Below are 25,746 nucleotides of genomic sequence, written 5' to 3' on the forward strand. Positions count from 1 at the left end.
TATGCCGTTTGCATTTACTTAAGGTTCTCTATTTTAAGATTTACAATGCTCGCTTTTTGAGTAGGCGTATATTGCTTCTCAACTTCCACTTTTTTAGGAGCCTCTGGTGATGGACTGTCCATTACAGGGATCGATGCGGGCAAGTGAGTATTAATATCCTTATTGGCTGCTTGTGCTGAGATACCAAGGGCAATGCTAAAAAAAGCGATGATGGCGGTGTTCTTAATTGTATATTTCATAGTTTCTGTGTTTTTCTCTTTCTTTCTGAATTCTTATATTATTACAACGCAAAGGTACGGTAATATGTTTCAGTTTGGGAAATAATATTTAAAATATTTTTTTATCAACCCTGTAATTACCTTAAAAAGAGGTTAAAATTGAAGATTTACAAGAGAATCTTAAATTTTTTTAACAGAAAATATTATTTGGTTAATTTCAAGTTAAATAGGAAAAGTACAATTGGTGTTATTATTTTCAATTGCATTATAACCTTTCGACATGATTGAATAATTCGAATAGACGGTCTTTCTTAGTCCTTGACACCGATATTTGTTCACCATCGTCCATGATAATATATCCTCCGTCATTTCTTACGAACTTCTTGATATACTGAGGGTTAATCAGGTGGGAATGGTGCACCCTGACGAATCCGCTTTCCTGCAACACCCGTTCAACCTCCTTTAAAGTCCGACAAATGAGGTGTTTGGATTTGTCGAGGCAGTATAACCTGGTGTAATTGCTCTCACTTTCACAGCGCATAATGGATTTTATTTCAATAAATTCCAGGCCATCTGAGGTAGGAAGGGCCACTTTTGTCTTCAGGCGGTTGGTATTGGTCAGTAAGTCATGCATCATATGCAGCTGATTTAGGGCTAAGGTTTTATTTTTCTTCTCCTTCCACCTTACGATAGTGTCCTGTAAATCCTCCTCGTCTACAGGTTTTAGTAGATAGCTGATTGCACTATAAGTAAACGCCTTGATGGCGTATTGGTCATAGGCGGTCACGAATACCACATCAAAATTCAGGTCTTCCACTTCGCTCAACAGTTCGAAGCCGTTGAGGCCTGGCATTTCTATGTCCAGAAATATCAAGTCGACCTGGTTAGCCTTGATGAACTCAAGGGCCATTTTGGATTCATTGAACTTCCCTAAAATGGTGAGTTCCGGGTGATTTTTTTTAAGTAGCATCGCCAGGCTTTCTGTGCAATGCAGCTCATCGTCTACTAGTATGGTTGTATACATCATAATTCGGGTTTATAGATGAAGGTGATTCGGGTGCCACTGGCTAATTCATCTTCATACAGATCGGTGACAGTAACTTCTATTTTTGATTTAAAATGATCGTTAAAAAGGGCTATGCGCTCATCCGAGATAATCATTCCCAAGCTTTGTTTGTCGTGCATCCTACTATGGGTGGCCGAGGTTTGTCGGCCTACCCCGTTGTCTTCAATGGTGATCATATAGCCGGTTTCGCAGGTACTGACTCTTATTTCTACTTTTTTTTGTGCTTTGTTGCTTGGTACCAGCCCATGCTTAATGGCATTTTCGATATAGGGTTGCAGGAGCATAGGAGGTACTATAATTTCGGTGGTATCCACGTCGTCGGGTATATCGAAGAGGTACTCGAAACCCCTACTGAATCGTAAGCTTTCGAGCTGCAGGTAGAGCCGGTTCATTTCGATCTCATCGTCCAGATTGATAATGTGTTCTCGGGAGTTTTGCAAAATATGACGTAAAAGTTTCGAAAACCTGGTCAGGTAGTTAGAGGCTACCTCATAGTTCTCAGTAAGTATTTGGTATCGGATAGAGTTGAGGCTGTTAAAGATAAAATGGGGGTTCATCTGACTCCTGAGGGCCTTCATTTCCATTTCTGATAATTTTTTCTCCAAATCCGATCGAAGTCCTTTCTGTTTTTGGATTTCAATCAGGCGGTTTTTTTCGATGACTTCCGCAGTTCTTTCCGCCACCATTTTTTCGAGACGTTCAGTTTCAGTAGCGGCCATTCGGCGGTTCAGTACCAATTGGTCGATATAGTCCTTGGAGGCCTGCTCCTTAGCTACTTGGGTGAGCCTTATCTTGTAACCTAAAGCCAGGGCAAAGCATAAACTCTCGAGCAATATCCCTGTTTTAAATAGTATAATAGGGTTGAGTCCTATATCTCCGAAAAACAAATGACGGGTTTTGGGATCCACCATGATGGCAAGGAGACCACCTAGTATAAAAAAGGAGCTACCTACAATAAGGAACCATTTTAAGGGGCTCCTCACTGCGATTCCTATCCAGATTAGCCCAGCGATAGACAGGGGTAGGATGATCAACCTGGAAATGCCAAATGCCTTTTTCTGCAAAAGGAAGTCGAGATGATATAAATTGTATGTCAATAAGGAGAGGCCACCTATGACTAGCAAGAAAATGAATCCCTTAAGGGCTTTGTTTAAGGCGGGATAGCGCTGGTCGATATCGAGGAGGGCCTTTCCAAAAGCGATATATGCGGCGAAGAAAAGGTATTGGATAGGTTCACCTAGCTTGTAGGTGATGGGGTAGTCGAGATAGGCCAGTCGGGCTATAAATGAAAATGGGAGGGTCTTCACCAGAAGCGCATAAATAGCGGCTCCTAATAAATAAAGTGAATAGAGCAAGAATAGGGATTCTCGAACTTTAAGAAAGATAAAAACGAAGAATATCATCGCAAAGCAGACTGCTCCCAAAAAGAATCCATTAAACTCTATCTGCCCGATGCTGCTTCGGTAATTGGCGATGGTCTCCTTGAGGGATTCCTCACGAGTCTGTACGTAAATGTCCCGAAGAGAGCGTGAGCGGCCTTCATCGCTCCAGAGCCGTATATATAAGACCATATGCTGCCCGGGTGCACAGCGGATCGGTATTATATTGGGGTCTTCATAAAATGGCCATCGGTTTAGGTCCACATAGGGGCCACCCAGTATGGTGGGATGAACCTGGTTTTTTTTATCCCAAACCGAAATGCTATCGGCATACCAAATGTCGAGATCGAAGTAAACTGTCGAATCGGTGTCGTTTTTAATGGTGGTTTTGAGCCAGGTGTAATTGGTACTATCGGCTGGGGATTGCCCATTGAGTAGAGTCCACTGCTCCGTTACGGGAATTTGGTTGGGATGGGCGGCACTATGGTTGAGGTGGTAGAGCCTTCCTAGCTTCCATAGGTAGTCGTACTGTTTAATACTCGTCCAAGCCAAGGTGTCCTGGCCTAAAGCAATAGCGGCCAAGCTGTTCAATAACAGTAGAAGTATAACACGTGATCGCATGGCCCTGGTCGTTGGGAATATTACAAAAATACGAGCTTTTGTAGATTATTCATGGGCTGGTTAGCAGGCAAGGGGTTTCGGTTAGTAACTGGTGTAGTGTCTCTTTACAATTTTGAGGACACTACACCAATCTCCGTGGGGTCATATAGGTTCATATGCTAACCGGATGCGAGTCGGGGAGGAGCTTTTTGAAGGCGCCTGCAGATAAGCAGCTGCTAAATAGAAATTGCAATTGACTTAGTGAAGCGCATCAGTGGCTCAATGACGCGCGCTAATGAGCTACTCAAGCAGTATTTTTACCTTACCTTACATACTCGCCATGGCCTCCTAATAGGGTCGCCGGGACGAATGATTCCAGTAAAAATTGGATTGAAATTCTATTTTACACTATACCACACCCTTTTAATCCCATAATTCGGCATTCTTAATATTAAGTTTCTTGGCACTGAATACGGGGTCCTTGCCGGCATCTTTTTGTTCCTTATAGTCTTTTAGCGCTAGTAAAGCGGGTTTTCTAAGCATTAGAATGGCGATGATGTTCAGCCATGCCATGAGTCCCACGCCAATATCACCGATGGTCCAGGCTAGTTCGGCCGTTTTGATAGTCCCATAAAATGTAGCCACTAATATCAGGGCTCGTAGGCCGTAGAGGTATATCTTTCCTTGCTTTTTTCCAATCAGATAGCTTAAGTTCGTTTCGGCTATATAATAATAAGCCATGATGGTAGTAAATGCGAAGAATAATAGGGCTATCGATATAAAGCCACTGCCCACACTAGGCAAATGGGTGTTGATAGCCGCTTGAGTAAAATCCGATCCGATGGTCAGTCCCGGTACGTGCTCTACTAAGAAGCCGCCCTCGGGGTTTACCACATTGTACTGGCCTGTAAACAGGATCATTAGAGCGGTGGCTGTACATACGAAGAAGGTGTCGACGTACACCGAAAAGGCCTGTACCAAGCCCTGTTTGGCGGGGTGGTTTACCTCTGCAGCGGCGGCAGCGTGTGGGGCAGTGCCTTGGCCAGCTTCATTAGAGTAAATCCCCCTCTTAACTCCCCATGCAACGGCCATACCAAATATGCCGGAGAAGGTGGCTTCCAAGTCGAACGCCGATCTAAATATTAGGGCAAAAATGGAGGGGACTTCTTTGATATTCATCAGGATAATAATAATGGCCATCAGCATATAAGCCCCAGCCATAAAGGGCACCACGAGTTCGGCTACTCGTCCGATTCTTTTAACACCTCCAAAAATGATCAATGCCAATGAAAGGGTGACGAAGGCGCCAGTCCATTCGACGGGTATGCCAAAGGCCGTATTGGCACTAAGGGCTATGCTGTTGCTTTGAACCCCAGGTAGGAACAGGGCGGTACTCATGATGGTAGCGACGGCGAATACAATGGCATACCATTTAATTCCTAGCCCTTTCTCGATATAGTAGGCCGGGCCACCTCTGTATTGGTCATTATTAACTTGTTTGTAGATCTGCCCTAAAGTAGCCTCCACATAAGCAGATGCTGCACCCAGAAAGGCAATGGACCACATCCAAAAAACGGCGCCAGGCCCGCCCATAGCGATGGCGGTGGCTACTCCGGCAATATTCCCGGTGCCGACTCGCCCTGAGATGGCGATGGTGAAAGCCTGAAAAGAACTGACCCCTTTTTGAGACGATTCACCTCCAAACAATAGCATCACCATGTCTTTTAAATAGCGCACCTGCAAAAAACCAGTACGAATTGAAAAGTAGATGCCCGAACCGAGACAAAGGATAATTAATGCATTACTCCAAACTATATTATTGATGACTCCAACGATTTCTTCCATATGGGATTTGTCGTCAGGCTATAGGGCCTGACTTTAGTAGATTAATTTTGGTTTAAAGAAAGGTTTATCACTTAAAAATATTAACAAGTAAGTTATTAATTTGCTAATATATCAATTGCTTTCGCTTTAATTTGGAATTATCAGAAAAACATCCAAATTATTCTGGATGTAGTTAGATTGGGAACCAGGGAAGGTATCCTTCCCTGGAATGGTTGTTTTGTGATTTTAGAAATAATTTTCATCATTATATTTATTTTAACTTCAACTACCTCTGAACATATGAAGCAGGGCCAAAAAAATTGGCTAATTTTGTGACCATGGCAAAGCTTATAAACCTCAAACCATTTAAGGAATTTTTCCAATCAGGATCCATCGGTGGACTTATCTTGATTGGATGTGTATTTATTTCGATGATCATCGCCAATACCGATGCAGGCCCTGCCTTCGAGGCTTTGCTTGCTAAGGAGATGGGCATACACACCGACACGCTTCATCTGAGATATCCTATCTTACTCTGGATCAACGATGGTTTGATGGCCATTTTCTTTTTGCTAGTGGGCTTAGAAATAAAGCGGGAGCTTGTTGAGGGGGAGCTGTCGTCCTTGAAAAAAGCGGCCTTGCCAATTTTTGCCGCCTTAGGAGGGGTTTTGGTGCCGGCATCTATTTATTTCCTGATCAATAAAGGGACTCATACGGCCAGTGGATGGGGGATTCCGATGGCCACCGATATTGCTTTCGCCATTGCCATCATCAATATGCTAGGCGATAAGGTGCCTGCATCGTTGAAAATCTTTCTGGCCGCTCTGGCTATTGTAGACGATCTGATGGCCATTTTGGTGATTGCCGTTTTCTATTCATCCAATCTACATTTCGAATATTTATTTTATGCCGGGGGCATCTTTTTATTCCTCCTAGCGCTCAATAAGGTGGGAGTCAAAAGCTTATGGGCCTACCTGATTCCAGGTGCCTTTATCTGGTATTTTATTCACCATTCCGGTGTTCATGCTACTATTGCAGGGGTGCTTACTGCTTTTGCTATTCCTACAACACCCGATGCTAAAGAGTCGCCCTTGGAAAAACTAGAACATATTCTAGTTAACCCAGTCAACTTTTTCATTATGCCTCTTTTTGCTTTGGCCAATACCAATATCCGTTTTCAAAGTGAAATGCTTGAGGGACTTACCACCCCTTTGGGAATTGGTATTATTGCGGGCTTAGTCCTAGGAAAGCCGATTGGCATCGCAACGCTATCCTGGTTGTCGGTTAAGTTGGGTTTCTCCAATTTGCCTAACCGAGCGGGCTGGAAGCATGTTATTGGGGTAGGTATGCTGGGTGGGATTGGCTTCACCATGTCGGTCTTTATCGCCATATTATCCTTTGCCGGCGAGAATTTGATCATGGCTGAAGCGAAATTTGCCATCCTTTTGGGCTCAGTGGTCTCTGGAGCTTTGGGCTATACCTGGTTGTCGCTTTTGGATAAAAAGACGGTAGTTCGCAGCCGTCATCAAGCAACAGAAACTACGGTATAACGTCCCTGCCGGCGACTTGGTAAAATACTCTTTCCCTTTGCGCTATTATTGACATATATTCGCATTTCTTTTTTAAATGACGAATACTATGGGATTAAAGGATATTCTTTCCAAGTTCGATATATCCTCCGAACGGGAAGACTATACCACCATTCATGATACGGTGGAACTGGGAATAGAATTTAAGGGTACTAATTTATGGATCCTTATTTTTGCTATTTTTATCGCCTCCATTGGGCTTAATGTGAATAGTACGGCCGTAATTATCGGTGCCATGCTTATATCGCCTCTTATGGGGCCCATATTGGGCATCGGCTATAGTATAGCGACCTACGATTTTCCCCTACTTCGAAAGTCTATAGTGCATTATTTATTTGCCGTAATGGCCGGACTGGTCACTTCGGCTATCTACTTTTTCGTAACGCCCATCTACCAAGCGCATTCGGAGTTACTAGCGAGAACGCAGCCTAATATTTATGACGTGCTTATTGCGCTTCTGGGCGGCTTGGCCGGTATGGTCGCCTTATCGAGCCGCAACCGGGGCAACGTAATACCGGGTGTGGCCATCGCCACGGCCCTGATGCCACCGCTCTGTACCGCGGGGTACGGCTTGGCTACCCTGCAATGGAATTTCTTTTTTGGTGCCTTGTATTTGCTATTGATCAATACGGTGTTTATAGGTACCGCTACGCTCCTTACGGTTCGAATTCTGAATTACCCCATCCGGTTTTATACCGACGAAGGAAAAAAGCGATCGGCCAATCGTTGGGTTTCGTTTATAGTGGTACTTACGGCCGTGCCCAGTCTTTATTATGGTTATTTGCTGGTTCAGCAGGAACAGTTTACGCAGAACGCCAATCGGTTTGTAGTGAACGAAAGCTATATAGAGGGTGACTACTTGTTGAAAACCGATTTTAATTATGGTCAGAGGGAAATTGTGCTGACCTATGGGGGTAAAAAAATCGGGGAAGATGAAAAACAAAGACTCCAACAACGCCTCTCCATTTATGGGTTGGCCGATACGGAAGTCATTATCCAGCAGGGTTTTTCGGTTAATGATGACGTGCAAGCCGTTCAGGAACTCTCCAAGGCCGACAAATACGCCGCCGAGATCAACCAGCTGAAATCGACCCTTAGTCTGAATTTGGCTAAGGAGGATAGCATTCGCCGGGCTGAGCTGATAGCCGACAATCTTTTTAAAGAGATTAAGTCGTTCTTTCCTGAGATATATTATATCTCGGCGCGTAAACAGGCCTTCTTTGGCGATTCAACCGCGGTTCCTACCTATACTGTGGTGGTATTAGGCTCCAAAGAGTCGAAGAAGACGATGAAAGAGTTACCAAAAATAAAAAAATGGCTTACGGTACGCATGGGGACCGATTCCTTAAAACTCTTTGTAGAAAGGTGATTCTACAAAGAGTTTAGGAGCCGAATAGGGGCGGTGCTATGCCGGATGAGCCGCCTCGGTATTGCCCCAAGCAAGTTCCCGAAATATTTCCTCTTGGGTGGCCTGAACCTGGTAGTACACATTGTTTTTTAGATAGATGGTACTGGCTTCTCCCTTTTTTATAGGAGCAATTTTCATCACATCTTGCTTGTGGATTATAATCTGAATAAGTCGCTGGCCTAGGAGTTGAAAGGTCCCTTTCTTCTCAGCCTCTTTGTGGGGGGTGAGGTGCTCCATTATGCCAAGGCTTCCTGATGATTGGTCGTTTTATGGTAGAGGATATAATACCCGTCCGATATGGCAAAATAGCCTAAGTCTTGCATTTGATGCTCTGCTAAGAATTTGGAGATCTCCTCTCTTGCCTCCACCTCGCCGGGGGTTCCCGAAACCATAATTACTGAACCCGCCTTAATTTTATCTATTCCGCTGTCGCCTATGGATGCTATCATGATTGCGTTGATTTAGTTTTGAATGATTTCAATCGTTTTTACAGATTAAAAAACAACTATGCCAAAACATTCGATTCTTGCTTTTTGATTGGGCTGAAAGTAAGGCGCCGGAGTAAGGCTTTGAAAATCAATAGGTATGAGGCGGGTAGGCCCATAAGGACCTTGGGTATTGTAGAAATAGGGGGCTGAAACGGGGAAAAATGAGGTGGGTATTTGATTCCCTTTTCAGTGTGGAAATCGTCTACTATGGCAGCATTGGTGGGGTCGTCGGGCTGCGAATAAGCAAGACGATGCCATAAAAGATAGCGGCCATAGCCTTATGACGAATAATCAACATAAAGAAGCTATGGCCGCAAGTATTTTATTAATTACAGTAAGATGCTATTAAGGTATAGGCTTGTTTGTAGCCCATTCCACCTGCCGTACTAAGGTCCTCGCAGCCTTCGGGGACGAGTCCAATATTGAGCTTGAACACACCTCGTAGGTAGTAGGCTTCGGTAAAGCTAGGTTCTAGCTTTAGGGTAGTTGTAAGGTCTAAGATAGCTTCCTGCTGATTGCCCCATTCAGAACGAATCAAAGCCCTTTGGTAAAATGCTTCAGAATAATTGGGGGAGAGCTCAATGGCCCTGGTCAGATCCTTGAAGGCAGATTTGGTATTGCCCGATTTGGCATAGCTTGTACCCCGTAAAAAGTAGGCCTCGGCCCTTTCGTTGCTAATTTCCTTTATTTTGAAGTTTACGACTACTTCCTTTCTGAACTGGTTGAGCGTATCTAGAGAGAGCGGACCTACCGATGGCTCAGGTTTTGCCCAAAACTTCAGTGATTTTTTCTTTGGTGCAGCCAGATATTGGTTTTTTACCTTAATGGCCATTTCCAGATCCTTAATGGCGCCCGCCTGGTCATTAAGTTTGGCTTTGGCGAATCCTCTTCCATAATAGGCTTCAACATTATTAGGTTCGAGCTCTAGGGTTTTATCGTAGTCTTGTACGGCACCTTCAAAATCCTCTAGTTTATTTTTTGCAAAACCCCGGTTGGTATGGTACCAGCTTTCGTCGGGATTCAGGGCCATGGCCTTGGTAAAGTCATCGACGGCTCCTTGGTAGTCGCCAAGTTCGAATTTGGCAAGGCCTCTGCTTCCATAAGCGCCCGTCCGTTTGGGGCTTAACTCGATAACCCGGGTAAAATCTGCCAGACTTCCTGCGTATTCTTGAAGGTCTTGCCTGCAGCTTCCTCGGGCATAAAGGGCTGGTACATCGTCGGGATCCATTGAAAGCGCCTTGTCCAGATCTTGAAGGGCCAGTCTTAAGTTCTTAAGCTTGGCATGGCTCACCCCTCGGTTGTAGTAAGTTTTGGCTTGGTCGGGGTCGAGCTCAATGGCCATGCTGTAATCCTGTAGGGCGGAGGAGAATTCCTGTTGTAAGCTCTTGCACACGCCACGGCTTTCGAAATAAAGCGCCTCCTTGGGGTTAATTTGAATGGCCTTATCATAGTCGCTGATGGCTCCCCGGTAGTCCTTTAGGCTGGCTTTCGAAAGACCCCTGTTAAAATAACTCGGAGCATGGTCGGGGCTTAGGGCCAATACTTGGGTGAAGTCCTGGATGGCACCAACATAATTGCCGGTTCTTGCCTTGGTGTTACCTTCTTCGAAATAATCGGCAGCCGAACGTTGCGCAATGGAAGAGGTGGATTTTAGTAGGGTCGTTAAAGCCAATAGGCCTAAGAATAAGTATTTCATGTAGGGTAATCGTTTCCTCGATTCTGATAGTGATAGTTTCGGCTATAAAAGTATTTAATTTCCTCTTGGGCATCAAGTTCCGCAATAGCATTTTTTGGTGTTATTCGCTTTTAGAGGAATTTATTTAATTTTATACCGTTCTTACTTAAAACCTAATCCGAATAATAATGCAAGGAATGAAGAAAATAGTTCTGGTCGTGATGGTACTTGTTTTGGCCGGGGCAATATATTTTGCTTTTAAAGGAAATGACGATACCGACGTGGCTCAATTTGAAGCGCCCATAACGCAACCTACAGGCTCTTATCTGACTGGGATGAGGGATCTTCAAGGGAAGGTAGTACCCATGGAAGAAGATAAGCTGGTGTTCTTGAATGTGTGGGCTACTTGGTGTGGGCCCTGTAATATGGAAATGCCCGGTATCCAGTCCTTATATGACAAGTATAAGGATAATGACAAGGTGGCATTTTATATCGTATCCGATGAGGATGCAGCCACAGTAAATCCTTTCGTGGAGCGTAAAGGGTATCAGCTTCCTTTTTATCAGTATGTAGGTCCTTATCCTTCGGCCTTGGATGGTAACGCTATACCACGTACTTATATCATACATAAAGGAGAGATCGTGGCACAAGAGGTAGGTGCCTCCCAGTGGGATCGCCCAGAGGTGCATCAACTCATTGAAGAAAAAATTGCGGAAATCTAGTAATCTTGGTCTCGTGATGTTCGATGTCCTGTATAGGTTTCTTTTCATTTAGTGGACCGGTACTAATCTTACCTAGCAAAGCGTAACATATGCCATGTCTGCCTATTTATTTTATTATAGGCCGACATGGCTGTTTTTTTTGTCGTGCTGGCCTAGGACCCTAGGTTGAGAAGCACCTCCGACTCCTTTTCTTGTTTCCTGTAAAATATCCAGAATACAATCGGGAATACCATGAGGGTAAGCACGGTGGCCGTAATTAATCCCCCAATAATTATAACGGCGAGGGGTTTTTGAGATTCTGAACCTATTCCTGTCGACAAGGCCGCTGGCAGAAGCCCTATGGAGGCCATCAGGGCCGTCATGACCACCGGCCGGGTTCTAGTTTTTACCCCTTCAAAAATGGCCTGTGTCAACGACCAGCGCTTCCTAAGATTACTATGAAACTCCGATAACAGGATGACCCCATTCTGTATGCATATGCCCAGGAGGGCGATAAAACCAACTCCTGCCGAAATTCCGAAGTTGATCCCCGTGAGGTGCAAGGCCAAGATACCACCCATAATGGCAAATGGGACATTGGAAAGGACGATCAATGCATCCTTGATGTTCCCAAACAAAACGAAAAGAATAAAGAATATCCCAATAAGGCTGAGCGGGACTACTTCGGCGAGTCGCTTGGAGGCTCTTACCTGGTTTTCAAACTCTCCGGTCCATCCTACCTTGTAGCCGATGGGAAGCTGAATGTGGGCCGATACATTTTTTTGAGCCTCTGTGATAGTGCTTCCTAAATCTCGATTTCTAACCGAAAACTTAACACCAATAAATCGCTTGGTATTGTCGCGATAGATAAACGCCGGTCCCGTTTGTTTTTCTATGGTGGCGATTTCCTTCAGAGGGATCTTGCTTCCTTGTAGGGTAGGGACCTTAAGAGCCGCCATATCCTGTTCGTCCTTCCTATACGCTTGTTGAAAGCGAAGCCGGATATCGAATTTTTTCTCTCCTTCGTACTTTTGGCTGGCGGTTTTACCACCGAAGGCCATTTCCAAAACGGCTTGGGCGTCGGCCACTTTGACGCCATAGGCAGCCATTTTTTCCCGGTCTAGCAACACACTCACCTCTGGCTGGCCTACATTTCGCAATATGCCTACATCTTCTATACCAGGCACATGTTCTATTTGCTTAATCACCTCGTTGGCTATTTTATCGAGCTGGTCTAGGTCGTCGCCATATATCTTTACGGCATTGGAGGCGTTAATCCCCGCCACGCTTTCGGCCACGTTATCGATGATGGGCTGGGAGTAGTTGTAGCCAATTCCCTGATAATTGCTCAGCGAATCGTCCATTTCTTTCACCAAATCATCGAGGCTGATCTTGCGCTCCCAGGATTCCTTTGGTTTCAGGTTTACCTGCATTTGTACATAGTAAAAACCGCTGGGGTCGGTTCCATCATTACTCCTGCCAGCTTGAGATAGTACACCGTTGACCTCAGGGAATTCTTGGAGCTCCTTTCGCAAGGTGGCTGTCATCTTCACGGTTTCTGGAAGGCTATAGCTCATGGGTAGCTTAGCCTCTACCCATAATGCGCCCTCGTTGAGTTGGGGAAGAAACTCTGTTCCTAGCAAACTGCTGGAATAGAAAGTGGCCGTCATCATTAGCAAGGCCAGTGTGAGGCTCAGCTTTTTATGCGAGAAGGTCCATAAAAAGCCCTTTTCTACCGCTCGGTTCCAAAAATTCACAAAAGGATTATTCTTTTCCTTAACATTCTTATTGAGTAATAGATGGCATAACACCGGCACCAGAGTCAGCGTAAATAGGAGTGCGCCCAAAAGGGCAAAGCCTAAGGTATAGGCGAGTGGACTAAACATCTTTCCCTCGACTTTCTGAAACGCAAAAATGGGGAGCAGGGCGGTGATAATAATGAGTTTGGAGAAGAAAATGGATTTACCCATCTCGGTGCCCGTTTTCTTGATCGCACTCCCTATGGCCAGCTTGTTGTAGCGAGGTAAGCCTTTTTTGATAGCCAGGTGGTCGAGGGTGACGAATATGCCTTCGACCATTACCACGGCTCCATCGATAATAATTCCAAAATCGACCGCCCCTAAGGAGAGTAAATTTGCACTCATGCCTTTTAGCTTCAGACATAAAAAGGCGAATAGGAGCGATAGGGGGATGATGATCGACACGGTGAGGGTGGTGCGCCAGTCGGCCATAAATAAAAAAACAATGACCGTTACCAATACGATGCCCTCCACCACGTTGTGCATGACGGTCTGGGTGGTGAAATTCATGAGATTGTCACGGTCATAAAAGGTCTCCATGACAACGTCGGAAGGGAGCACCGAAGCGTTGAGCTCTGCTATCTTATCTTTAACTCTGGTCAGGACCTCTTTGGGGTTTTCCCCCTTTCGCATCACCACTATCCCTTCCACAACGTCGTCGTTATCGTTGAGCCCTACCTGTCCTACACGAGGCATGGAGCTTTCTAATACGTCGGCCAGCTGCTTCACCAATATAGGGTTGCCTGCGGCCTCGTCCACAATAATATTCTCGATGTCCTGGATGCTGCTCACCAAGCCCACGCCTCTTACGACGTATGCCTGTCCATTTTTTTCGATAATATCGCCTCCTACATTGATATTGCTCTGGTTGACGGCCTCATATACCTGCAGGGGAGTAATGTCGTATTTTGCCAAACGGTTGGGATCTACACTGACTTCATAGGTTTTTTCCTGTCCGCCAAAGGCCACCACGTCGGCAACGCCCGGAATAGCCCGTAGCTGCCTATCGATGGTCCAGTTTTGGATGGTAAGCAGGTCTCGTGTGTCCCTTGATTTGCTTTGTAAGACATATCGGAATATCTCGCCAGTGGGCCCGTAAGGGGGTTGAATATCCGGCTCTACGTCGTCGGGGAGTGATATATTGCGCAATTGGTTATTGACTTGCTGGCGGGCGAAGGAGTCGTCGACCTCATCGTCGAATATGATTTTGATCACCGATAAGCCAAACATAGTAATGCTGCGTACGCTGGTCTTTTTCTGCACGGAGTTCATGGCGATTTCGACCGGAGTGGTCACGAATCGTTCTATTTCCTCGGCACTTCTTCCGTTCCATTCTGTCACGATGATAATCTGCGTGTTGGTAACGTCGGGAAAGGCCTCTATGGGCATATTCCTAAAGGCTACAAAACCCGATATGGCGAGTAGCCCTACCCAGAAAAAGGTAAACCCCTTGTTTTTAAGAGAGAATGAAATAATATTTCTGATGAACTTGTTCATGGCAGGATTAGTCGTTTAGGGCGTCGTAAATTAGCATCTGGTTATGGGTGATTACGGCTTCCCCTGTTTGAAGACCGTTGGCAATATAAGCCCGGTCGCCGAGCTGACGGTACACCTCTACTGGCCGTGTTTCTATATTGTTTCTATCCTTAAATATCATCACGAAAGTCTTACTCTTATCGAAAATGAGCGCCTTCGAAGGGACAGCCGTCATCTGTTTGCCTTCGGAGTAGGATAGCTTGATATTGGCCCGCATGGAGGGTTTCAGCAAATAGCCCGGGTTATGGAGTTTGATGCGCACCTGCATGGCTTTTGTTTCAGGGTCGATTATATTAAAGATCTTGTCGACTTGGCCATGAAAGACGGTGTCGGGGTAGCTGAGGGTGGTCACCTGGGCGTCGATACCTAGCTTTACCCGATTTATATCACTCTCATTCACGTTGGCTATGGCCCAGACGTTGCTGATCTCGGCGATATCGAAAATGTTGTCCGACTTATCGCTTCTTAGCAACATATTTTCATTGATGTTTTTTTCGATTACGAATCCACTGATCGGAGACCGGGCCTCGTAAATGGCTCCTTTCTTGATATTGTAAATTTTGAAGGTCTCTTGGATCCGTTGTAATTGGGCCATGGCCTTTTCTAGCTCCCCCTTAGCTTCTATGACGTCTCTTTCGACGTTGAGCTTTCCTTCATAAAGTTCTTGTACCACTTTTAGGTTGTTGCGCCTTACTTCCACGTCGTTGCGGGCATCATCGAGCTCCTGCTCAAAACCGGCCACTTCGGTGCTTCGGATAGTCGCCAAGAGTTGCCCTTTTTTTACATAATCGCCGAGTTCTACATAAACCTTGGTGACGTTACCACCCACTACGGGGTACACCTCAATCATTTTATTGTTATCGGCGGTTATTTTTCCATAAAACGAAAGTTCATTTCGTAAAGGAAGGTCGACCGTATGGGCGGTGTCGGTGGTGGCCAGCATCTTGTCGCTTAACACAAAGGTTTCAAGTCTATCCTCCTTGGGTTGTTGCTGGCTACAGCCGGCGAGCAGGGTGAGGGCCACAAGGAATAGGGTAGGGTATTTCAGTCTATTATAGGAATACATTGGCGTTTACGAGTTGGTTAAGATTTTCTCTGGATATAATCAGTTGCTTACGCATTTCATTAATTTGCATCATGCTTTGGTTGTAGCTTTCCATAAAATCGGTAAACTCCATCATGGGGATATTTCCTTTGCGGAAATTCTCGACGACCGCGTCATAGACGAGGTCTAAGGGGGCAGTAGTAGTAGCGAATTGGGCATACTGCTTATGATGTTTCTCCCATTTTTGATAGGCTTCGTTGATCTGTCTTCTCAGCACTTGGGTTCTGTAGTCTTTCTGTAGCTGCGCCTGTGCCAGCTGAGCCTGAGCCAACTTGATATTTCCTTTGTTAGGATTCCAAAATGGCAATGGGATACCTAAAGTGAGGTTGACCTGGTTGTTAAAAGCCCCACCACGCTGGTCGTACGATAGGCCTGCTGTGAGGTCGGGCTTGGCCAAGGATTGTTGCCAACTTAGGTAGAGCTCTTGGTTTTCTATCATTCTAAGATAACTCAGATACTCCGGGTTCGCCGACTGCGCTTGGCTTACCAGCTCCTCAGGGGCGTAGCGGGACCCTTGGCGAAAGGCTACCTCAAGGCTAGCGGAGTCGACTGTCGGGGTGAATGGAGGCTGTAACCCCGTCAACAGGCTAAGGCTGCTCGTTTCGGAAATTACCTCATTTTGTAGCGCGACCAAGTCGTTTTGAAGATTGAGTGAGAGGGATTGGAGCCTTACCAGGTCCTTTAAAGGGAGATTGGCCTTGGCTACCTGTATAGAATAAGCCGCTAACAGGGTGTCGACCCGACTCGCCTGGCTGGCGATATGTTCAATTTTCTTTTGGTTAAAATAAAGACTGTAAAAGTGTTGCTTGAGTTGATAGCGTAAGCTCAACAGTAATTGTTCAAATTGTAGCTCAGCGAGTTCGGCATTCGATTTGGCAAATTCTACTTCATTTCTTTTCTTCCCTCCCAAATAAATCAGTTGCTGGATGGCTAAGGTCTTTTGGCCCGTTTTCCCCGTGTCAAAGAGCCGGTTATTCTGGGAGTTGACGGCGTTTAGTTCGCCAGAGAGATAGGGTAATTCCCATATTTTGGCTTGAATGATCGCCGCCTTGGCAGCGTCGATATGGTATTGTTCGGCTAGGAGCAGGAGGTTGTTTCGGCTAAAGGCCTCTTCACTCTCTTGTAGGGTAAGCTGTGCCAGAGCAGGTACCGTAAACCAAGAGAGTGAAAAAAAGAGCAAGATAAGACGCTTCATAGGTAGGATGCATAGGTTTGATTGCCTCCCAAAGGTCTCGGTGGTAACTTAAAATGGCCTTTATATTGCCTTAAAAAAAGCTTAAGGTCTAAAAATAATAGAAAAAAGATGGGTGTTTTCGGCAGTATATTGATACTGTATGCTCGCCTTGTGGTAGTCGAGGATCCTTTTAACGATCTGCAAGCCCAGGCCCGAACCGTGGGTGTGGCGGGCATTGGCCCCACGCATAAAAGGCTGAAAGAGTTGGTTTTGCTCTTTCAGGGTAAGCGGATTTCCTTGGTTCGCTATCAGGATCAGCAATTGCTGCTTATCGGTTTGGCAGAGCTTTACGTCTACCGCCTTGTCAGGAGAGTACTGGTATGCATTTCTAAAAATATTTGTAAACGCAATCTCCAAAACCTGCTTAGAAGCCTTTACTTCGAGGATATGGGCTATTTCTTCCACCTCCAATATTTCAAAATGCATCTTGAAGTCAGGGTTTGTTTTGCGCACCTGTGCATAGGCGGCGAAAATGATTTCGTCGATTCGCTCAACACCGAATAGGCCTTGGGCCTCCACTGCATTATTCTTAGCCAGAAGGAGTAGGGAGTCTATTAATTCTGATAATTGATTTACATTATTGGAGATGCTAAGAAGGTAGTTTCTGGTGCCGGGACTATGTTCATCGGACTGCAATAGGTTGTCGACCTGGAGCATGATGCGGCTGAGGGGGGTGCGTAGCTCATGAGAGGCGTTGGTGGTAAATTCTTTTTGCGCCAAAAACGATTTTTCTATCCGGCTCAACATCCGGTTAAAGGAACGGGTGAGCTGAGTGATCTCATCTTTATGGTGCTCTTTGATGGGAAGCTGGTAGCTTAGTTCGGAAGCTGAAATATGATTGATCTTCTTTTGGAATATATCTAGTGGCTTGGTAAGGTTACCCACAATGATGTAGGTCAATATCCACATCAGAAGGGTTCCTCCTAGGTAGGTAAGCAGTAAAGTATAAGCCAGATAGTCCAACTTGCTGTTTCCGTATTTGTCTTCTGCCGCAATCAGCACATAGTAGTCGGCCTCTTCGAAGTCGAAATAAATCCCTGCGACTTCACGCCCTTGATCGGTCTTAAAGAAGGTCTTCGTTTTTTTTAATCTTACCAAGTCCGCTTTGTTCCAGGTAATGGAAGCGTCATCGATGCTGCTGTATATCAGTTCATACTGCTCGTTAAAGATGAGTGTTTTTTCATTATAGAGGCTATTAATGCTGTTTTTGTCGATGACTCGAAGTACCTCTTGGTCTATTTCCTTGACGGTCAGTAAGAGGTTTACGGTGGTGAGCGCCTTTTCGTTAAGCCTATTTTCGAACTCATTTTGCCGATACGAGGCCGATACAAAATACACGATCACGATTCCCAGTCCAAAAAGCAAGGAAAAGGCGGCACTTACATAGACCGAGATACGTCGTTTAATGGTCATAAATCAATCGGCTTGCAGGTAATACCCGTATCCGGGTCTGGTATGTATCAATTTTTGAGCATGTTCTTTATCCACTTTTTTCCTTAGGAAATTGATATACACCTCTATGGTATTCAAATTGGTATCGAAATGGATGTCCCAAATCTGTTCGGCAATGGTCTGTTTAGAGAGCGTCCGCCCTTTGGCCTTGGCCAATAACAGCAACAGTTGGTATTCCTTGGGGGTGAGCTCAATGGGCTGGTGGTTGCGGGTTACTTTCATTTCACTCACGTTAATCTCCAGATCCAATATTCGGATGGTCTGCTCACTTTCTTGAGGTATTGAACTCCTTCGTAAAAGGGCCAGGATGCGTATATAAAGTTCTTCGATATGAAAAGGCTTTACCAGGTAGTCGTCGGCACCATTCCTGAAGGCATCAAGCTTATCTTGAAGTTCTCCATAGGCGGTGAGCATCAGAATAGGGGAGACTCGATCGGTATCGCGTATTTTCTGGCATACCTCCAGGCCATGCATGCCCGGAACGTTAATGTCCAACAAATACAGGCCATAGGGCTTTTTATGGATTTGGCGAAAAAATATGTCTCCGTTATAAACGGCGTCGCATTCGAAGTTCTTAGACTTCAGAAAAGTAAGAATTTCTTGAGAAAGAATGGTATCGTCTTCGAGAAGAAGAATTTTAGTCATGTTGAGCGCTTCCATAATGGGCTGCAAACATAATCAAATAGTTTTATGATTGGGAATGGCCGATAGGTCCGGGGAAGAAAGCCTAAAGAGCAAAACAAAGGCCGCCCCCCATTCAGAAGGCAGCCTTATAATAATTATAATCTTTCGGCAGACTTATTCTACGATGAAAGTACCTTTCATCAAAGCATAATGACCAGGGAAGCTACAGATATAAGTGTATTTTCCTTTTTTAGGGGCTGTAAACTCGATGGTATCACTTTCTCCACCACCCAACAGTTTGGTGTGTGCAATAATGCTACCCACTTCCGATTTGGGGATGTACTCATTGTCACGAGCAGCAGCGGCTTTAGAGCCGAAGGCAGGTACGTCTACGCCCTCTTTAAGCAATACCCAGTTGTGGCCCATGGCTGTTTTGGCCAATTTACCAGCATGTGTAAGCTTTAGTTTTACCTTCTGACCCGCCTTTACTTTTATCTCTTTAAGGTCGAACTGCATGGCATCAGTACCTTTTATCTCGATGACTTTGGCTTGTTTGCCGTCCACAAGCTCGGTGGTAGCTGAGGAGTTTACGAATGCTGCATGAGCCATATTCGTAGCCGCCAATGCTATCATGCTAGCGGATAAAAACATTCCGGTTATTAGTTTTTTCATCTTAAAATTTAAAGAAAACTTGTTATATGTTAGTTTAATGAGTGCAAGTTAATATATGGCCGTTTAAAAAAACAACACGTTAACAATTGTTTGAAAACAATATTTTAGAAAAGATATCGGAACTCGTTGGTAAAGGCCTTGCCCATGCTGAGCAGGGTTAAGGCAAGCAGGTAATGTTCCAGGTCTTTTGGGTTTGCTGGGAGGGGTATTTTTCCCGCTTTGGCAGTAAGTGCATATAAAATCATGGCGATGATGATCCATAATGCACTTTTTTGCCGATTGGCTAAGCCTAGCAAAGAGGTGAGCATCACCACCAAAATACAGAATGACTGGACGATCACCCCTAGGTACTGGACACCGAACTCTATAAGGGTTACCAGCATCCCGATGCCGAGCAGGAGGGTAACCCAAAACTGTAATGGGTTGGTAGGCTTATGTCGTATGAGCGACCATGTGACGGAAACCAGACAGATGGGGCCTACCACCGTAGAAGCTAGCAGGAACATTTCGTAGGTCATTTCGAGGCGATGCACCCCCAAATATATCAGGATATCGGCAACGGCGGTTCCCAGAATACAGGAAATAAAAATCCCAAAGAGTAAACAGTTGTAACGAGGTTGGGGTTTAATCATCTTCCACAGAACAAAAAGACAGAAGAAGCCCAGAACAAGGTTAGAAAAAAAATGCGGATTGGCTATAATCTTCATAAATGTTTGACAGGTTCTCAAAAAAGCAATTTACAAATTATACCTACATTTTGCTACTTCGTCGTTTTCGTCCTACTTTTACCAAAAAAACTGATTTACCAACATGAGCGTTTTAGTAAATAAAAATTCTAAGGTTATTGTTCAAGGATTTACCGGTTCTGAGGGTTCTTTTCATGCCCAACAAATGATCGAGTACGGTACCAATGTCGTAGGGGGTGTTACACCTGGCAAAGGCGGCTTGTCGCATTTGGATAGACCAGTATTCAATACTGTGGACCAAGCCGTAAGATCGACGGGTGCCGACGTATCCATCATTTTTGTTCCACCAGCTTTCGCGGCTGATGCTATCATGGAGGCTGCAGATGCTGGCATCGGTGTAATAGTAGCCATCACAGAAGGTATCCCTACCAGAGATATGCTGTTGGCTAAGGAATATATTAAAGGAAAAAATGTTCGTCTTATCGGCCCTAACTGTCCCGGTATTATTACTGCTGAAGAATGTAAAGTGGGGATTATGCCTGGCTTTATCTTCAATAAGGGTACTGTGGGTATCGTTTCTAAGTCAGGAACGCTTACTTACGAAGCCGTGGATCAATTGACTCGCGCCGGACTAGGACAGACCACCGCTATCGGAATTGGTGGAGACCCCATTATTGGTACCACTACCAAAGAAGCTGTTGAGTTATTGATGAACGATGACGAAACAGAAGCAATCGTGATGATTGGTGAAATTGGTGGAAGTATGGAAGCTGATGCTGCCCATTACATCAAGTCGACTGGTAACAAGAAACCCGTGGTGGGCTTTATAGCCGGTAAAACTGCCCCTAAAGGTAGAAGAATGGGCCACGCAGGGGCTATTATTGGTGGTGCCGACGATACCGCTGAAGCTAAAATCAGAATTATGCAAGAGTCAGGAATTTATGTTGCTGAGTCTCCTGCTTTGATCGGAGAAACCATGCTTATCGCTTTAGGTAAGCGCTAAGAATAATGAATACTAATAATTTTTTACGAATAGGGCTGGGGAAACTCCGCCCTATTTTATAACTATGAAGTCCGTCGTCCTTGCTTTATTTTGGGCTCTACTCCTGTTGGCCGGTTCGGTCGAGGTATGCCTAGGGCGTGGCCTCAACCAAACCGTACCTCCTGGTGACTATTTTCCTATTTATGATTATGACCAAGATTGGTTGGTGTATCATCCTAAATATGAAAATTTTGTTCCCTTCTCCAAGGACATTGATCAAGATTCGAGGTCGGTAAGTGTATACGTCGATTTAATTAAAAATCGGCGCTATTTTTTAATGCTTCATACTACTGCTGAAAATTATTTGTTCGTAGAAGGAGCCCTACAAAAACGGCTGGAGGCCGATCAATGGCTCAAGTTGAGTATCGATAGCCTGTATCAAATATATAAGCGCGACGAACTCCTGGTAACCCTCTACGGAAGCCCCGGAATAGAGGGCAAGACCTTGTTAATTTGCAATCAGAAAGATTCGAATTTTGAGATCGGGATGACCGGAGGTACCAACAGCCTGATCAACATAAAACCCATTATTACGAGCCCATTTGGCGACTTTTCGGTGATCGTCGTGTTGTTGATCCTGTTTCTGTGCGGGTTGCTCTTCAATTATAATCAGGCCTATTTTATGAGGCTGATCAACCCCTACGACTTCTTTTCCTACTCTGAAAGGGATGGCCTTCCGAAGATCTATAAGCCCTATAATACCCTCAGTATTCTTTTTGTACTCATACTTTCGATGGTTTTGGCCTATGTGTTCATCTATCTCAACGATGGCCATATACACCTGCTCATGATCAGTTCCCTGTTGTCGGACGGGTCGAATCTGTGGGAATTGTTGCGGGATTTTGGGGTGCTCACCATCGGCTGCTTTTTGGTATTGTTCCTGAAATACACCCTGATGCTGATTGTGGGCAATATGCTGAACCTAGATCAAAAGGTCGATGTTCTATTTCTTAAAATCGTGCAATCGAGTTTTATATTTCATTCGGTATTGTTTATGCTGATCTGGTCCTTAAGCATGCACTTCCCCGGTTGGGATGTTTTGCTGGATCCTTATCTACATTTTCCATTCCTAGTATTTTATTTTCTACGATTCTGCACCCTCTATCTTCTTGTAAACCCATCCGATAGGTTTATTAATCTATATTTATTTTCTTACCTTTGCGTCGTGGAAGTAATCCCCCTAATTATTGGCATTAAATTTGCTATTTAATCGTAGTTGGATGCCGGAACATAAAAATAAATTCGAAATTGTACATGAGTGAGAATATCAACATTGATCAGGATCGGTTAAAAAAGGTAACGAGCCTTTTAGTAAGCCAGTCAAGGCCGGCAGACGAAAATTCTCCGTATTTTGAACTAGCCAGTAAATACAATATTAAGGTTGATTTCCGTCCATTTATTCAAATTGACGGGGTGTCTTATAAGGATTTTCGTAAGCAAAAGGTAAATATTCTCGACCATACCGCCGTTATTTTTACCAGTAGAAATGCCATCGATCATTTCTTTAGAATATGTGCCGAAGCGAGGATAGAAGTACCCGCTACCATGAAGTATTTTTGTATCTCGGAGCAAACGGCCAACTACCTCCAGAAGTATATCGTTATTCGGAAACGTAAGATATTTACAGGTACTAAAACCGCTTTGGAGCTATTGGAGCTCATGAAAAAGCATAAAAAGGAGAAGTTCTTGTACCCATGCTCCGATGTGCGTAAAAATGACATTCCCGAATTTATGGATACTGGGGAGTTTTATTTTACTGAGGCTACCATGTACCAGACGGTATCCTCCGACCTAAGCGATCTAGAGGATGTTTATTATGATATTATCGCTTTCTTTAGCCCTTCAGGTATCAAGTCTTTATTCGAGAATTTTCCCGATTTCAAGCAGAACTCTACTCGGATTGCGGCCTTTGGGCCTACCACCGCTAAGGCCGTAGAAGAGGCTGGTCTTGTTTTGGATATACAAGCTCCCTTGCCCAACGCCCCTTCCATGACGGGTGCCTTGGAATTGTATATTAAGAAGGTGAACGAACAATAAGTATATTTGGAAGTCGATATTTGAAAAGGATGGCTGGGAAATTTTCCTGGCCATTTTTTATTATATGTCAATTTTTTTAGGCAATATGCGTTATTAATTCAGCGAGCTGCAAAAAACCATTTTGTAAAACATCTCTGCCACATGACCCTTACGTTTACCTTTAGAAATATTTTGTGTATTGGCCTGTTAGCCTACTGCTTGTTGGTAGCCGGTAAGGTACATGCCCAGAAAGATGCCCAGTTTAGTTTGTTTTCGCTGAATCAGCTTTATTTGAATCCGGCTGCTGCTGGTGCGGGAGGGCTTACCACCTTCCAACTTACGCACAGGACCCAATATGTAGGCTACCAAGCCACCAATCCCAACGATGCGGGTGGGGCCTTGTCTACCCAGCTGTTTTCGGTGAGCATGCCTTTGAAAAACTTTGGGGTAGGGTTTTATGCCCTCAACGATAAAAGTGGACCAAGAAACGACCAGGACTTTAAAATATCAGCAGCCTATCATTTTGATCTGGGAGCGGGAAAACTTCAATTGGGGGCTAGTGCTGGACTTTTTCGTCAATCTATTGACTATGGTCAGCTGAGATATCGGGATCCCGACGATCCCTTGATACTTAGTGGGGTCATCTCTCAAATAAATCCCGACTTCGCTGTGGGGGCCAGGTATGAGCATGAAAGCTATTATGTAGGAGTTTCGCTGAATCATTTGCTAAAGCCACAATATCAATTGGGTACCGATACGGGTACCAACCCCCTGCCCAGGACGGTTTATTTGAATGCTGGATTGAATTTTGGGGTGGGGTATTTGTTGGATGTTCAGCCTATTGTACTTGCGAAAACCGATATTTCGACCATCTCTGTGGAAGGAGGGGCCACCGTAACTTATAATAAACGCTATTGGTTGGGTGGAACATACCGGCAGCAAGACGCCTTCTTTATCCTGATGGGCGGGTTGTATCTGTTGCCCGATCAGTCATTAAAGCTATCGGGAGCCTACGATTTGGTGATAGGAGGTAATAAATCCAAGGCGCCGTCGTCCTTTGAATTGCAGTTGTCCTATGCTATTTCGGCCCTCAAAACAGGAAAGAAGACTATTATCAGGACTCCACGCTTCAGGTATTAAATTACTGAGTTTGAAGCTACCTTATAGTACCATAAAATACCTAAATAATAATACTAATTTTCTTCGGAAAATTAAATTGTATAAACGGTATCGTGCGAATGGGTTTAGTTTGGCAAACTTTAATTTATATTTGTAAGATAATAATCCGAGACTTAAAGGCGGGAATACCGTCTCGGTAGAGTAGCTTTTATGGTTTTTGGGGTGTTTTTTAAGAGTCTATTTTTTTAAAATGCTTATTCCTTTCAATCAGATTGTTACTTTTGTTTTTTAAAAGGTATACTATATAAACACTGGCCTACGTTTTTAGGCAGACATCTAATACTCAATAATAAAGAACCACTATGAATGTGAAAGTATTCTATCGGGATGGAACCAAAGGCTTGTTCATACTTGCTGCAGTCTTACTGTTACAAAGCTGTAGCTTTATAAAAAACAAGTTTGGAGGAGGGAAAGAGGAAAGCGGCATCCAGAATGGAGAAATTACCGCTACGGCACGAAAAGGATTTAAGCAAACTACTCCGGCGGGGATGGTGGTCATTCCTTCAGGGTCCTTTATTATGGGCCAAGCGGATGAAGACATTGCGTCTTCTATGAACAATATGAACCGTCGTGTAACGATCAGTTCGTTTTTTATGGACGATACTGAAATTACTAATAATGAATACAGGCAGTTTGTGGATGCACTTTTGGTAGACTCTATTTCGGTATTAGGCGAAGAGGAGATCATGACTAAATATTATCCGGATACTACCGTATGGAAGAAGGATTTCGCCTACTCAAACGGTGATCCTTTTCAGGAATATTATTACCAACACCCAGGCTTCGACACTTACCCTGTAGTGGGAGTAAGCTGGGTAGGCGCTCAATACTTTAGCAAATGGCGTACCAATCTGCTTCATGATTTCCAGAACCAGGAGGGGCAGTTCAACTCTACTGGCTTCCGCTTGCCTTCGGAAGCGGAATGGGAGTGGGCCGCCCGTGGGGGTCGTGCTGTAGCAAAATATCCATGGGGTAATCCTTATACCATGAACGCTAAAGGGTGTTTCCTCGCTAACTTTAAGCCACAAAGGGGGAATTACGACGCCGATGGCTATCCTTACACGGCTCCTGCCAACGCCTATAATCCTAACGATTTTGGCTTGTACAACATGGCGGGTAACGTAGCTGAATGGACCCTAGACTCTTATACCGACAATGCGACCGCTATTGTATGGGATATGAATCCCATGTATGTAAATCCTGACGAACCTCGTAAAGTGGTAAAGGGTGGTTCCTGGAAGGATATCGCCTATTACCTTCAAACGGGTACTAGGAGTTATGAGTTTGAAACTGAAACGAGGGCATTTATCGGCTTCCGTTGTGTAATGGACAATGTTAACGACAGAGGCGGCGCTCGTTCACGGAGATAATTTAATAAGCAAAAGAGACAGCAATGTCCCTGTTACCATTTTATATTTTCATCATTTATTATTATTCACTGTAACTGAATTTA

At 44.6% G+C, this 25,746-nt stretch carries 22 protein-coding genes; 8 read left to right on the forward strand and 14 right to left on the reverse strand.

Going from position 1 to position 25,746, the window contains the following annotated elements; genetic code table 11:
- Nucleotides 1-14: 14 nt before the first annotated feature.
- The 4 genes from CLV98_RS03665 to CLV98_RS03680 all read right to left on the reverse strand — a co-directional run bounded on the left by CLV98_RS03665 (nucleotide 15) and on the right by CLV98_RS03680 (nucleotide 5,108).
- Nucleotides 15-239: a hypothetical protein gene (locus tag CLV98_RS03665; RefSeq protein ID WP_229203188.1), complete on the reverse strand. Its 225-nt coding sequence runs from the start codon at nucleotides 237-239 to the stop codon at nucleotides 15-17.
- A gap of 244 nt (nucleotides 240-483) precedes the next feature.
- The gene (locus CLV98_RS03670) at nucleotides 484-1,245 is read right to left on the reverse strand and encodes a LytR/AlgR family response regulator transcription factor (RefSeq protein WP_109672854.1); all 762 of its coding nucleotides are present in this window, start codon (nucleotides 1,243-1,245) and stop codon (nucleotides 484-486) included.
- Nucleotides 1,242-3,284 carry a histidine kinase gene (locus CLV98_RS03675; RefSeq protein WP_109672856.1) on the reverse strand — a complete coding sequence of 681 codons (2,043 nt, stop codon included), beginning with the start codon at nucleotides 3,282-3,284 and terminating at the stop codon, nucleotides 1,242-1,244. Before CLV98_RS03675 ends, CLV98_RS03670 begins: the two co-directional genes overlap by 4 nt.
- 402 nt (nucleotides 3,285-3,686) lie before the next feature.
- Nucleotides 3,687-5,108 (reverse strand): alanine/glycine:cation symporter family protein, encoded by a 1,422-nt coding sequence (locus CLV98_RS03680; RefSeq protein ID WP_109672858.1) that lies wholly within the window; start codon nucleotides 5,106-5,108, stop codon nucleotides 3,687-3,689.
- A 317-nt stretch (nucleotides 5,109-5,425) separates the two neighbouring features.
- On the opposite strand from CLV98_RS03680, the gene nhaA reads away from it, so the two are divergent.
- The gene (gene nhaA, locus CLV98_RS03685) at nucleotides 5,426-6,637 is read left to right on the forward strand and encodes a Na+/H+ antiporter NhaA (RefSeq protein WP_109672860.1); all 1,212 of its coding nucleotides are present in this window, start codon (nucleotides 5,426-5,428) and stop codon (nucleotides 6,635-6,637) included.
- Between the two features lie 88 nt (nucleotides 6,638-6,725).
- Entirely contained in the window at nucleotides 6,726-8,045 is a 1,320-nt protein-coding gene (locus tag CLV98_RS03690; RefSeq protein WP_109673064.1) for a DUF389 domain-containing protein, read from the forward strand.
- A gap of 36 nt (nucleotides 8,046-8,081) precedes the next feature.
- On the opposite strand, the gene CLV98_RS03695 is transcribed toward CLV98_RS03690, so the two are convergent.
- The 3 genes from CLV98_RS03695 to CLV98_RS03705 all read right to left on the reverse strand — a co-directional run bounded on the left by CLV98_RS03695 (nucleotide 8,082) and on the right by CLV98_RS03705 (nucleotide 10,268).
- Nucleotides 8,082-8,321 carry a hypothetical protein gene (locus CLV98_RS03695; protein ID WP_109672862.1) on the reverse strand — a complete coding sequence of 80 codons (240 nt, stop codon included), beginning with the start codon at nucleotides 8,319-8,321 and terminating at the stop codon, nucleotides 8,082-8,084.
- The gene (locus tag CLV98_RS03700) at nucleotides 8,321-8,533 is read right to left on the reverse strand and encodes a hypothetical protein (protein ID WP_109672864.1); all 213 of its coding nucleotides are present in this window, start codon (nucleotides 8,531-8,533) and stop codon (nucleotides 8,321-8,323) included. Before CLV98_RS03700 ends, CLV98_RS03695 begins: the two co-directional genes overlap by 1 nt.
- 364 nt (nucleotides 8,534-8,897) lie before the next feature.
- A complete protein-coding gene (locus tag CLV98_RS03705) occupies nucleotides 8,898-10,268 on the reverse strand; it encodes a tetratricopeptide repeat protein (protein WP_229203189.1) in 1,371 nt (456 codons plus the stop codon).
- A 176-nt stretch (nucleotides 10,269-10,444) separates the two neighbouring features.
- Between CLV98_RS03705 and CLV98_RS03710 the strand changes: the two genes are divergently transcribed.
- Nucleotides 10,445-10,969, forward strand: a complete 525-nt coding sequence (locus CLV98_RS03710; protein WP_109673065.1) for a TlpA family protein disulfide reductase — start codon at nucleotides 10,445-10,447, stop codon at nucleotides 10,967-10,969.
- 152 nt (nucleotides 10,970-11,121) lie between these two features.
- Here the strand turns inward: CLV98_RS03710 and CLV98_RS03715 are convergent, their stop codons facing one another.
- From CLV98_RS03715 to CLV98_RS03745, 7 genes are all read right to left on the reverse strand, one after another.
- Entirely contained in the window at nucleotides 11,122-14,244 is a 3,123-nt protein-coding gene (locus CLV98_RS03715; protein ID WP_109672866.1) for an efflux RND transporter permease subunit, read from the reverse strand.
- Between the two features lie 7 nt (nucleotides 14,245-14,251).
- Complete coding sequence (locus tag CLV98_RS03720) at nucleotides 14,252-15,349, reverse strand: efflux RND transporter periplasmic adaptor subunit (RefSeq protein WP_109672868.1); 1,098 nt, start codon at nucleotides 15,347-15,349, stop codon at nucleotides 14,252-14,254.
- On the reverse strand, nucleotides 15,336-16,583 hold the full coding sequence (locus tag CLV98_RS03725; RefSeq protein WP_109672870.1) for a TolC family protein: 1,248 nt from the start codon (nucleotides 16,581-16,583) through the stop codon (nucleotides 15,336-15,338). The genes CLV98_RS03720 and CLV98_RS03725 overlap by 14 nt, the downstream gene beginning before the upstream one ends.
- An 81-nt stretch (nucleotides 16,584-16,664) precedes the next feature.
- Nucleotides 16,665-18,035, reverse strand: coding sequence for a HAMP domain-containing sensor histidine kinase (locus tag CLV98_RS03730; RefSeq protein ID WP_109672872.1), 1,371 nt, complete (start codon nucleotides 18,033-18,035; stop codon nucleotides 16,665-16,667).
- Nucleotides 18,036-18,038: 3 nt separating this feature from the next.
- Nucleotides 18,039-18,719, reverse strand: a complete 681-nt coding sequence (locus CLV98_RS03735; protein ID WP_109673066.1) for a response regulator transcription factor — start codon at nucleotides 18,717-18,719, stop codon at nucleotides 18,039-18,041.
- A 153-nt stretch (nucleotides 18,720-18,872) separates the two neighbouring features.
- Nucleotides 18,873-19,370 (reverse strand): azurin, encoded by a 498-nt coding sequence (gene azu, locus CLV98_RS03740; RefSeq protein WP_109672873.1) that lies wholly within the window; start codon nucleotides 19,368-19,370, stop codon nucleotides 18,873-18,875.
- Nucleotides 19,371-19,474: 104 nt separating this feature from the next.
- A complete protein-coding gene (locus CLV98_RS03745; RefSeq protein WP_146202226.1) occupies nucleotides 19,475-20,002 on the reverse strand; it encodes a hypothetical protein in 528 nt (175 codons plus the stop codon).
- Between the two features lie 178 nt (nucleotides 20,003-20,180).
- On the opposite strand from CLV98_RS03745, the gene sucD reads away from it, so the two are divergent.
- From sucD to porK, 5 genes are all read left to right on the forward strand, one after another.
- A complete protein-coding gene (sucD, locus tag CLV98_RS03750) occupies nucleotides 20,181-21,059 on the forward strand; it encodes a succinate--CoA ligase subunit alpha (RefSeq protein ID WP_109672877.1) in 879 nt (292 codons plus the stop codon).
- A 64-nt stretch (nucleotides 21,060-21,123) separates the two neighbouring features.
- Nucleotides 21,124-22,308 carry a DUF4271 domain-containing protein gene (locus CLV98_RS03755; RefSeq protein ID WP_109672878.1) on the forward strand — a complete coding sequence of 395 codons (1,185 nt, stop codon included), beginning with the start codon at nucleotides 21,124-21,126 and terminating at the stop codon, nucleotides 22,306-22,308.
- Between the two features lie 44 nt (nucleotides 22,309-22,352).
- On the forward strand, nucleotides 22,353-23,135 hold the full coding sequence (locus CLV98_RS03760) for a uroporphyrinogen-III synthase (protein WP_109672880.1): 783 nt from the start codon (nucleotides 22,353-22,355) through the stop codon (nucleotides 23,133-23,135).
- A 141-nt stretch (nucleotides 23,136-23,276) separates the two neighbouring features.
- Nucleotides 23,277-24,254 (forward strand): PorP/SprF family type IX secretion system membrane protein, encoded by a 978-nt coding sequence (locus CLV98_RS03765; protein ID WP_109672882.1) that lies wholly within the window; start codon nucleotides 23,277-23,279, stop codon nucleotides 24,252-24,254.
- A gap of 341 nt (nucleotides 24,255-24,595) precedes the next feature.
- Nucleotides 24,596-25,663 carry a T9SS ring complex lipoprotein PorK/GldK gene (gene porK, locus CLV98_RS03770; RefSeq protein WP_109672883.1) on the forward strand — a complete coding sequence of 356 codons (1,068 nt, stop codon included), beginning with the start codon at nucleotides 24,596-24,598 and terminating at the stop codon, nucleotides 25,661-25,663.
- The last annotated feature ends 83 nt before the right edge of the window (nucleotides 25,664-25,746 follow it).

It is taken from the genome of Dyadobacter jejuensis, from assembly GCF_003149085.1.
Taxonomy (GTDB): Bacteria; Bacteroidota; Bacteroidia; order Cytophagales; family Spirosomataceae; genus Dyadobacter; species Dyadobacter jejuensis.

Coding starts and splice junctions, on each gene's coding strand:
- CLV98_RS03665 (WP_229203188.1), bottom strand. CDS start 239: ATGAAATATACAATTAAGAACACCGCCATCATCGCTTTTTTTAGCATT.
- CLV98_RS03670 (WP_109672854.1), bottom strand. CDS start 1,245: ATGATGTATACAACCATACTAGTAGACGATGAGCTGCATTGCACAGAA.
- CLV98_RS03675 (WP_109672856.1), bottom strand. CDS start 3,284: ATGCGATCACGTGTTATACTTCTACTGTTATTGAACAGCTTGGCCGCT.
- CLV98_RS03680 (WP_109672858.1), bottom strand. CDS start 5,108: ATGGAAGAAATCGTTGGAGTCATCAATAATATAGTTTGGAGTAATGCA.
- nhaA (WP_109672860.1), top strand. CDS start 5,426: ATGGCAAAGCTTATAAACCTCAAACCATTTAAGGAATTTTTCCAATCA.
- CLV98_RS03690 (WP_109673064.1), top strand. CDS start 6,726: ATGGGATTAAAGGATATTCTTTCCAAGTTCGATATATCCTCCGAACGG.
- CLV98_RS03695 (WP_109672862.1), bottom strand. CDS start 8,321: ATGGAGCACCTCACCCCCCACAAAGAGGCTGAGAAGAAAGGGACCTTT.
- CLV98_RS03700 (WP_109672864.1), bottom strand. CDS start 8,533: ATGATAGCATCCATAGGCGACAGCGGAATAGATAAAATTAAGGCGGGT.
- CLV98_RS03705 (WP_229203189.1), bottom strand. CDS start 10,268: ATGAAATACTTATTCTTAGGCCTATTGGCTTTAACGACCCTACTAAAA.
- CLV98_RS03710 (WP_109673065.1), top strand. CDS start 10,445: ATGAAGAAAATAGTTCTGGTCGTGATGGTACTTGTTTTGGCCGGGGCA.
- CLV98_RS03715 (WP_109672866.1), bottom strand. CDS start 14,244: ATGAACAAGTTCATCAGAAATATTATTTCATTCTCTCTTAAAAACAAG.
- CLV98_RS03720 (WP_109672868.1), bottom strand. CDS start 15,349: ATGTATTCCTATAATAGACTGAAATACCCTACCCTATTCCTTGTGGCC.
- CLV98_RS03725 (WP_109672870.1), bottom strand. CDS start 16,583: ATGAAGCGTCTTATCTTGCTCTTTTTTTCACTCTCTTGGTTTACGGTA.
- CLV98_RS03730 (WP_109672872.1), bottom strand. CDS start 18,035: ATGACCATTAAACGACGTATCTCGGTCTATGTAAGTGCCGCCTTTTCC.
- CLV98_RS03735 (WP_109673066.1), bottom strand. CDS start 18,719: ATGACTAAAATTCTTCTTCTCGAAGACGATACCATTCTTTCTCAAGAA.
- azu (WP_109672873.1), bottom strand. CDS start 19,370: ATGAAAAAACTAATAACCGGAATGTTTTTATCCGCTAGCATGATAGCA.
- CLV98_RS03745 (WP_146202226.1), bottom strand. CDS start 20,002: ATGATTAAACCCCAACCTCGTTACAACTGTTTACTCTTTGGGATTTTT.
- sucD (WP_109672877.1), top strand. CDS start 20,181: ATGAGCGTTTTAGTAAATAAAAATTCTAAGGTTATTGTTCAAGGATTT.
- CLV98_RS03755 (WP_109672878.1), top strand. CDS start 21,124: ATGAAGTCCGTCGTCCTTGCTTTATTTTGGGCTCTACTCCTGTTGGCC.
- CLV98_RS03760 (WP_109672880.1), top strand. CDS start 22,353: ATGAGTGAGAATATCAACATTGATCAGGATCGGTTAAAAAAGGTAACG.
- CLV98_RS03765 (WP_109672882.1), top strand. CDS start 23,277: ATGACCCTTACGTTTACCTTTAGAAATATTTTGTGTATTGGCCTGTTA.
- porK (WP_109672883.1), top strand. CDS start 24,596: ATGAATGTGAAAGTATTCTATCGGGATGGAACCAAAGGCTTGTTCATA.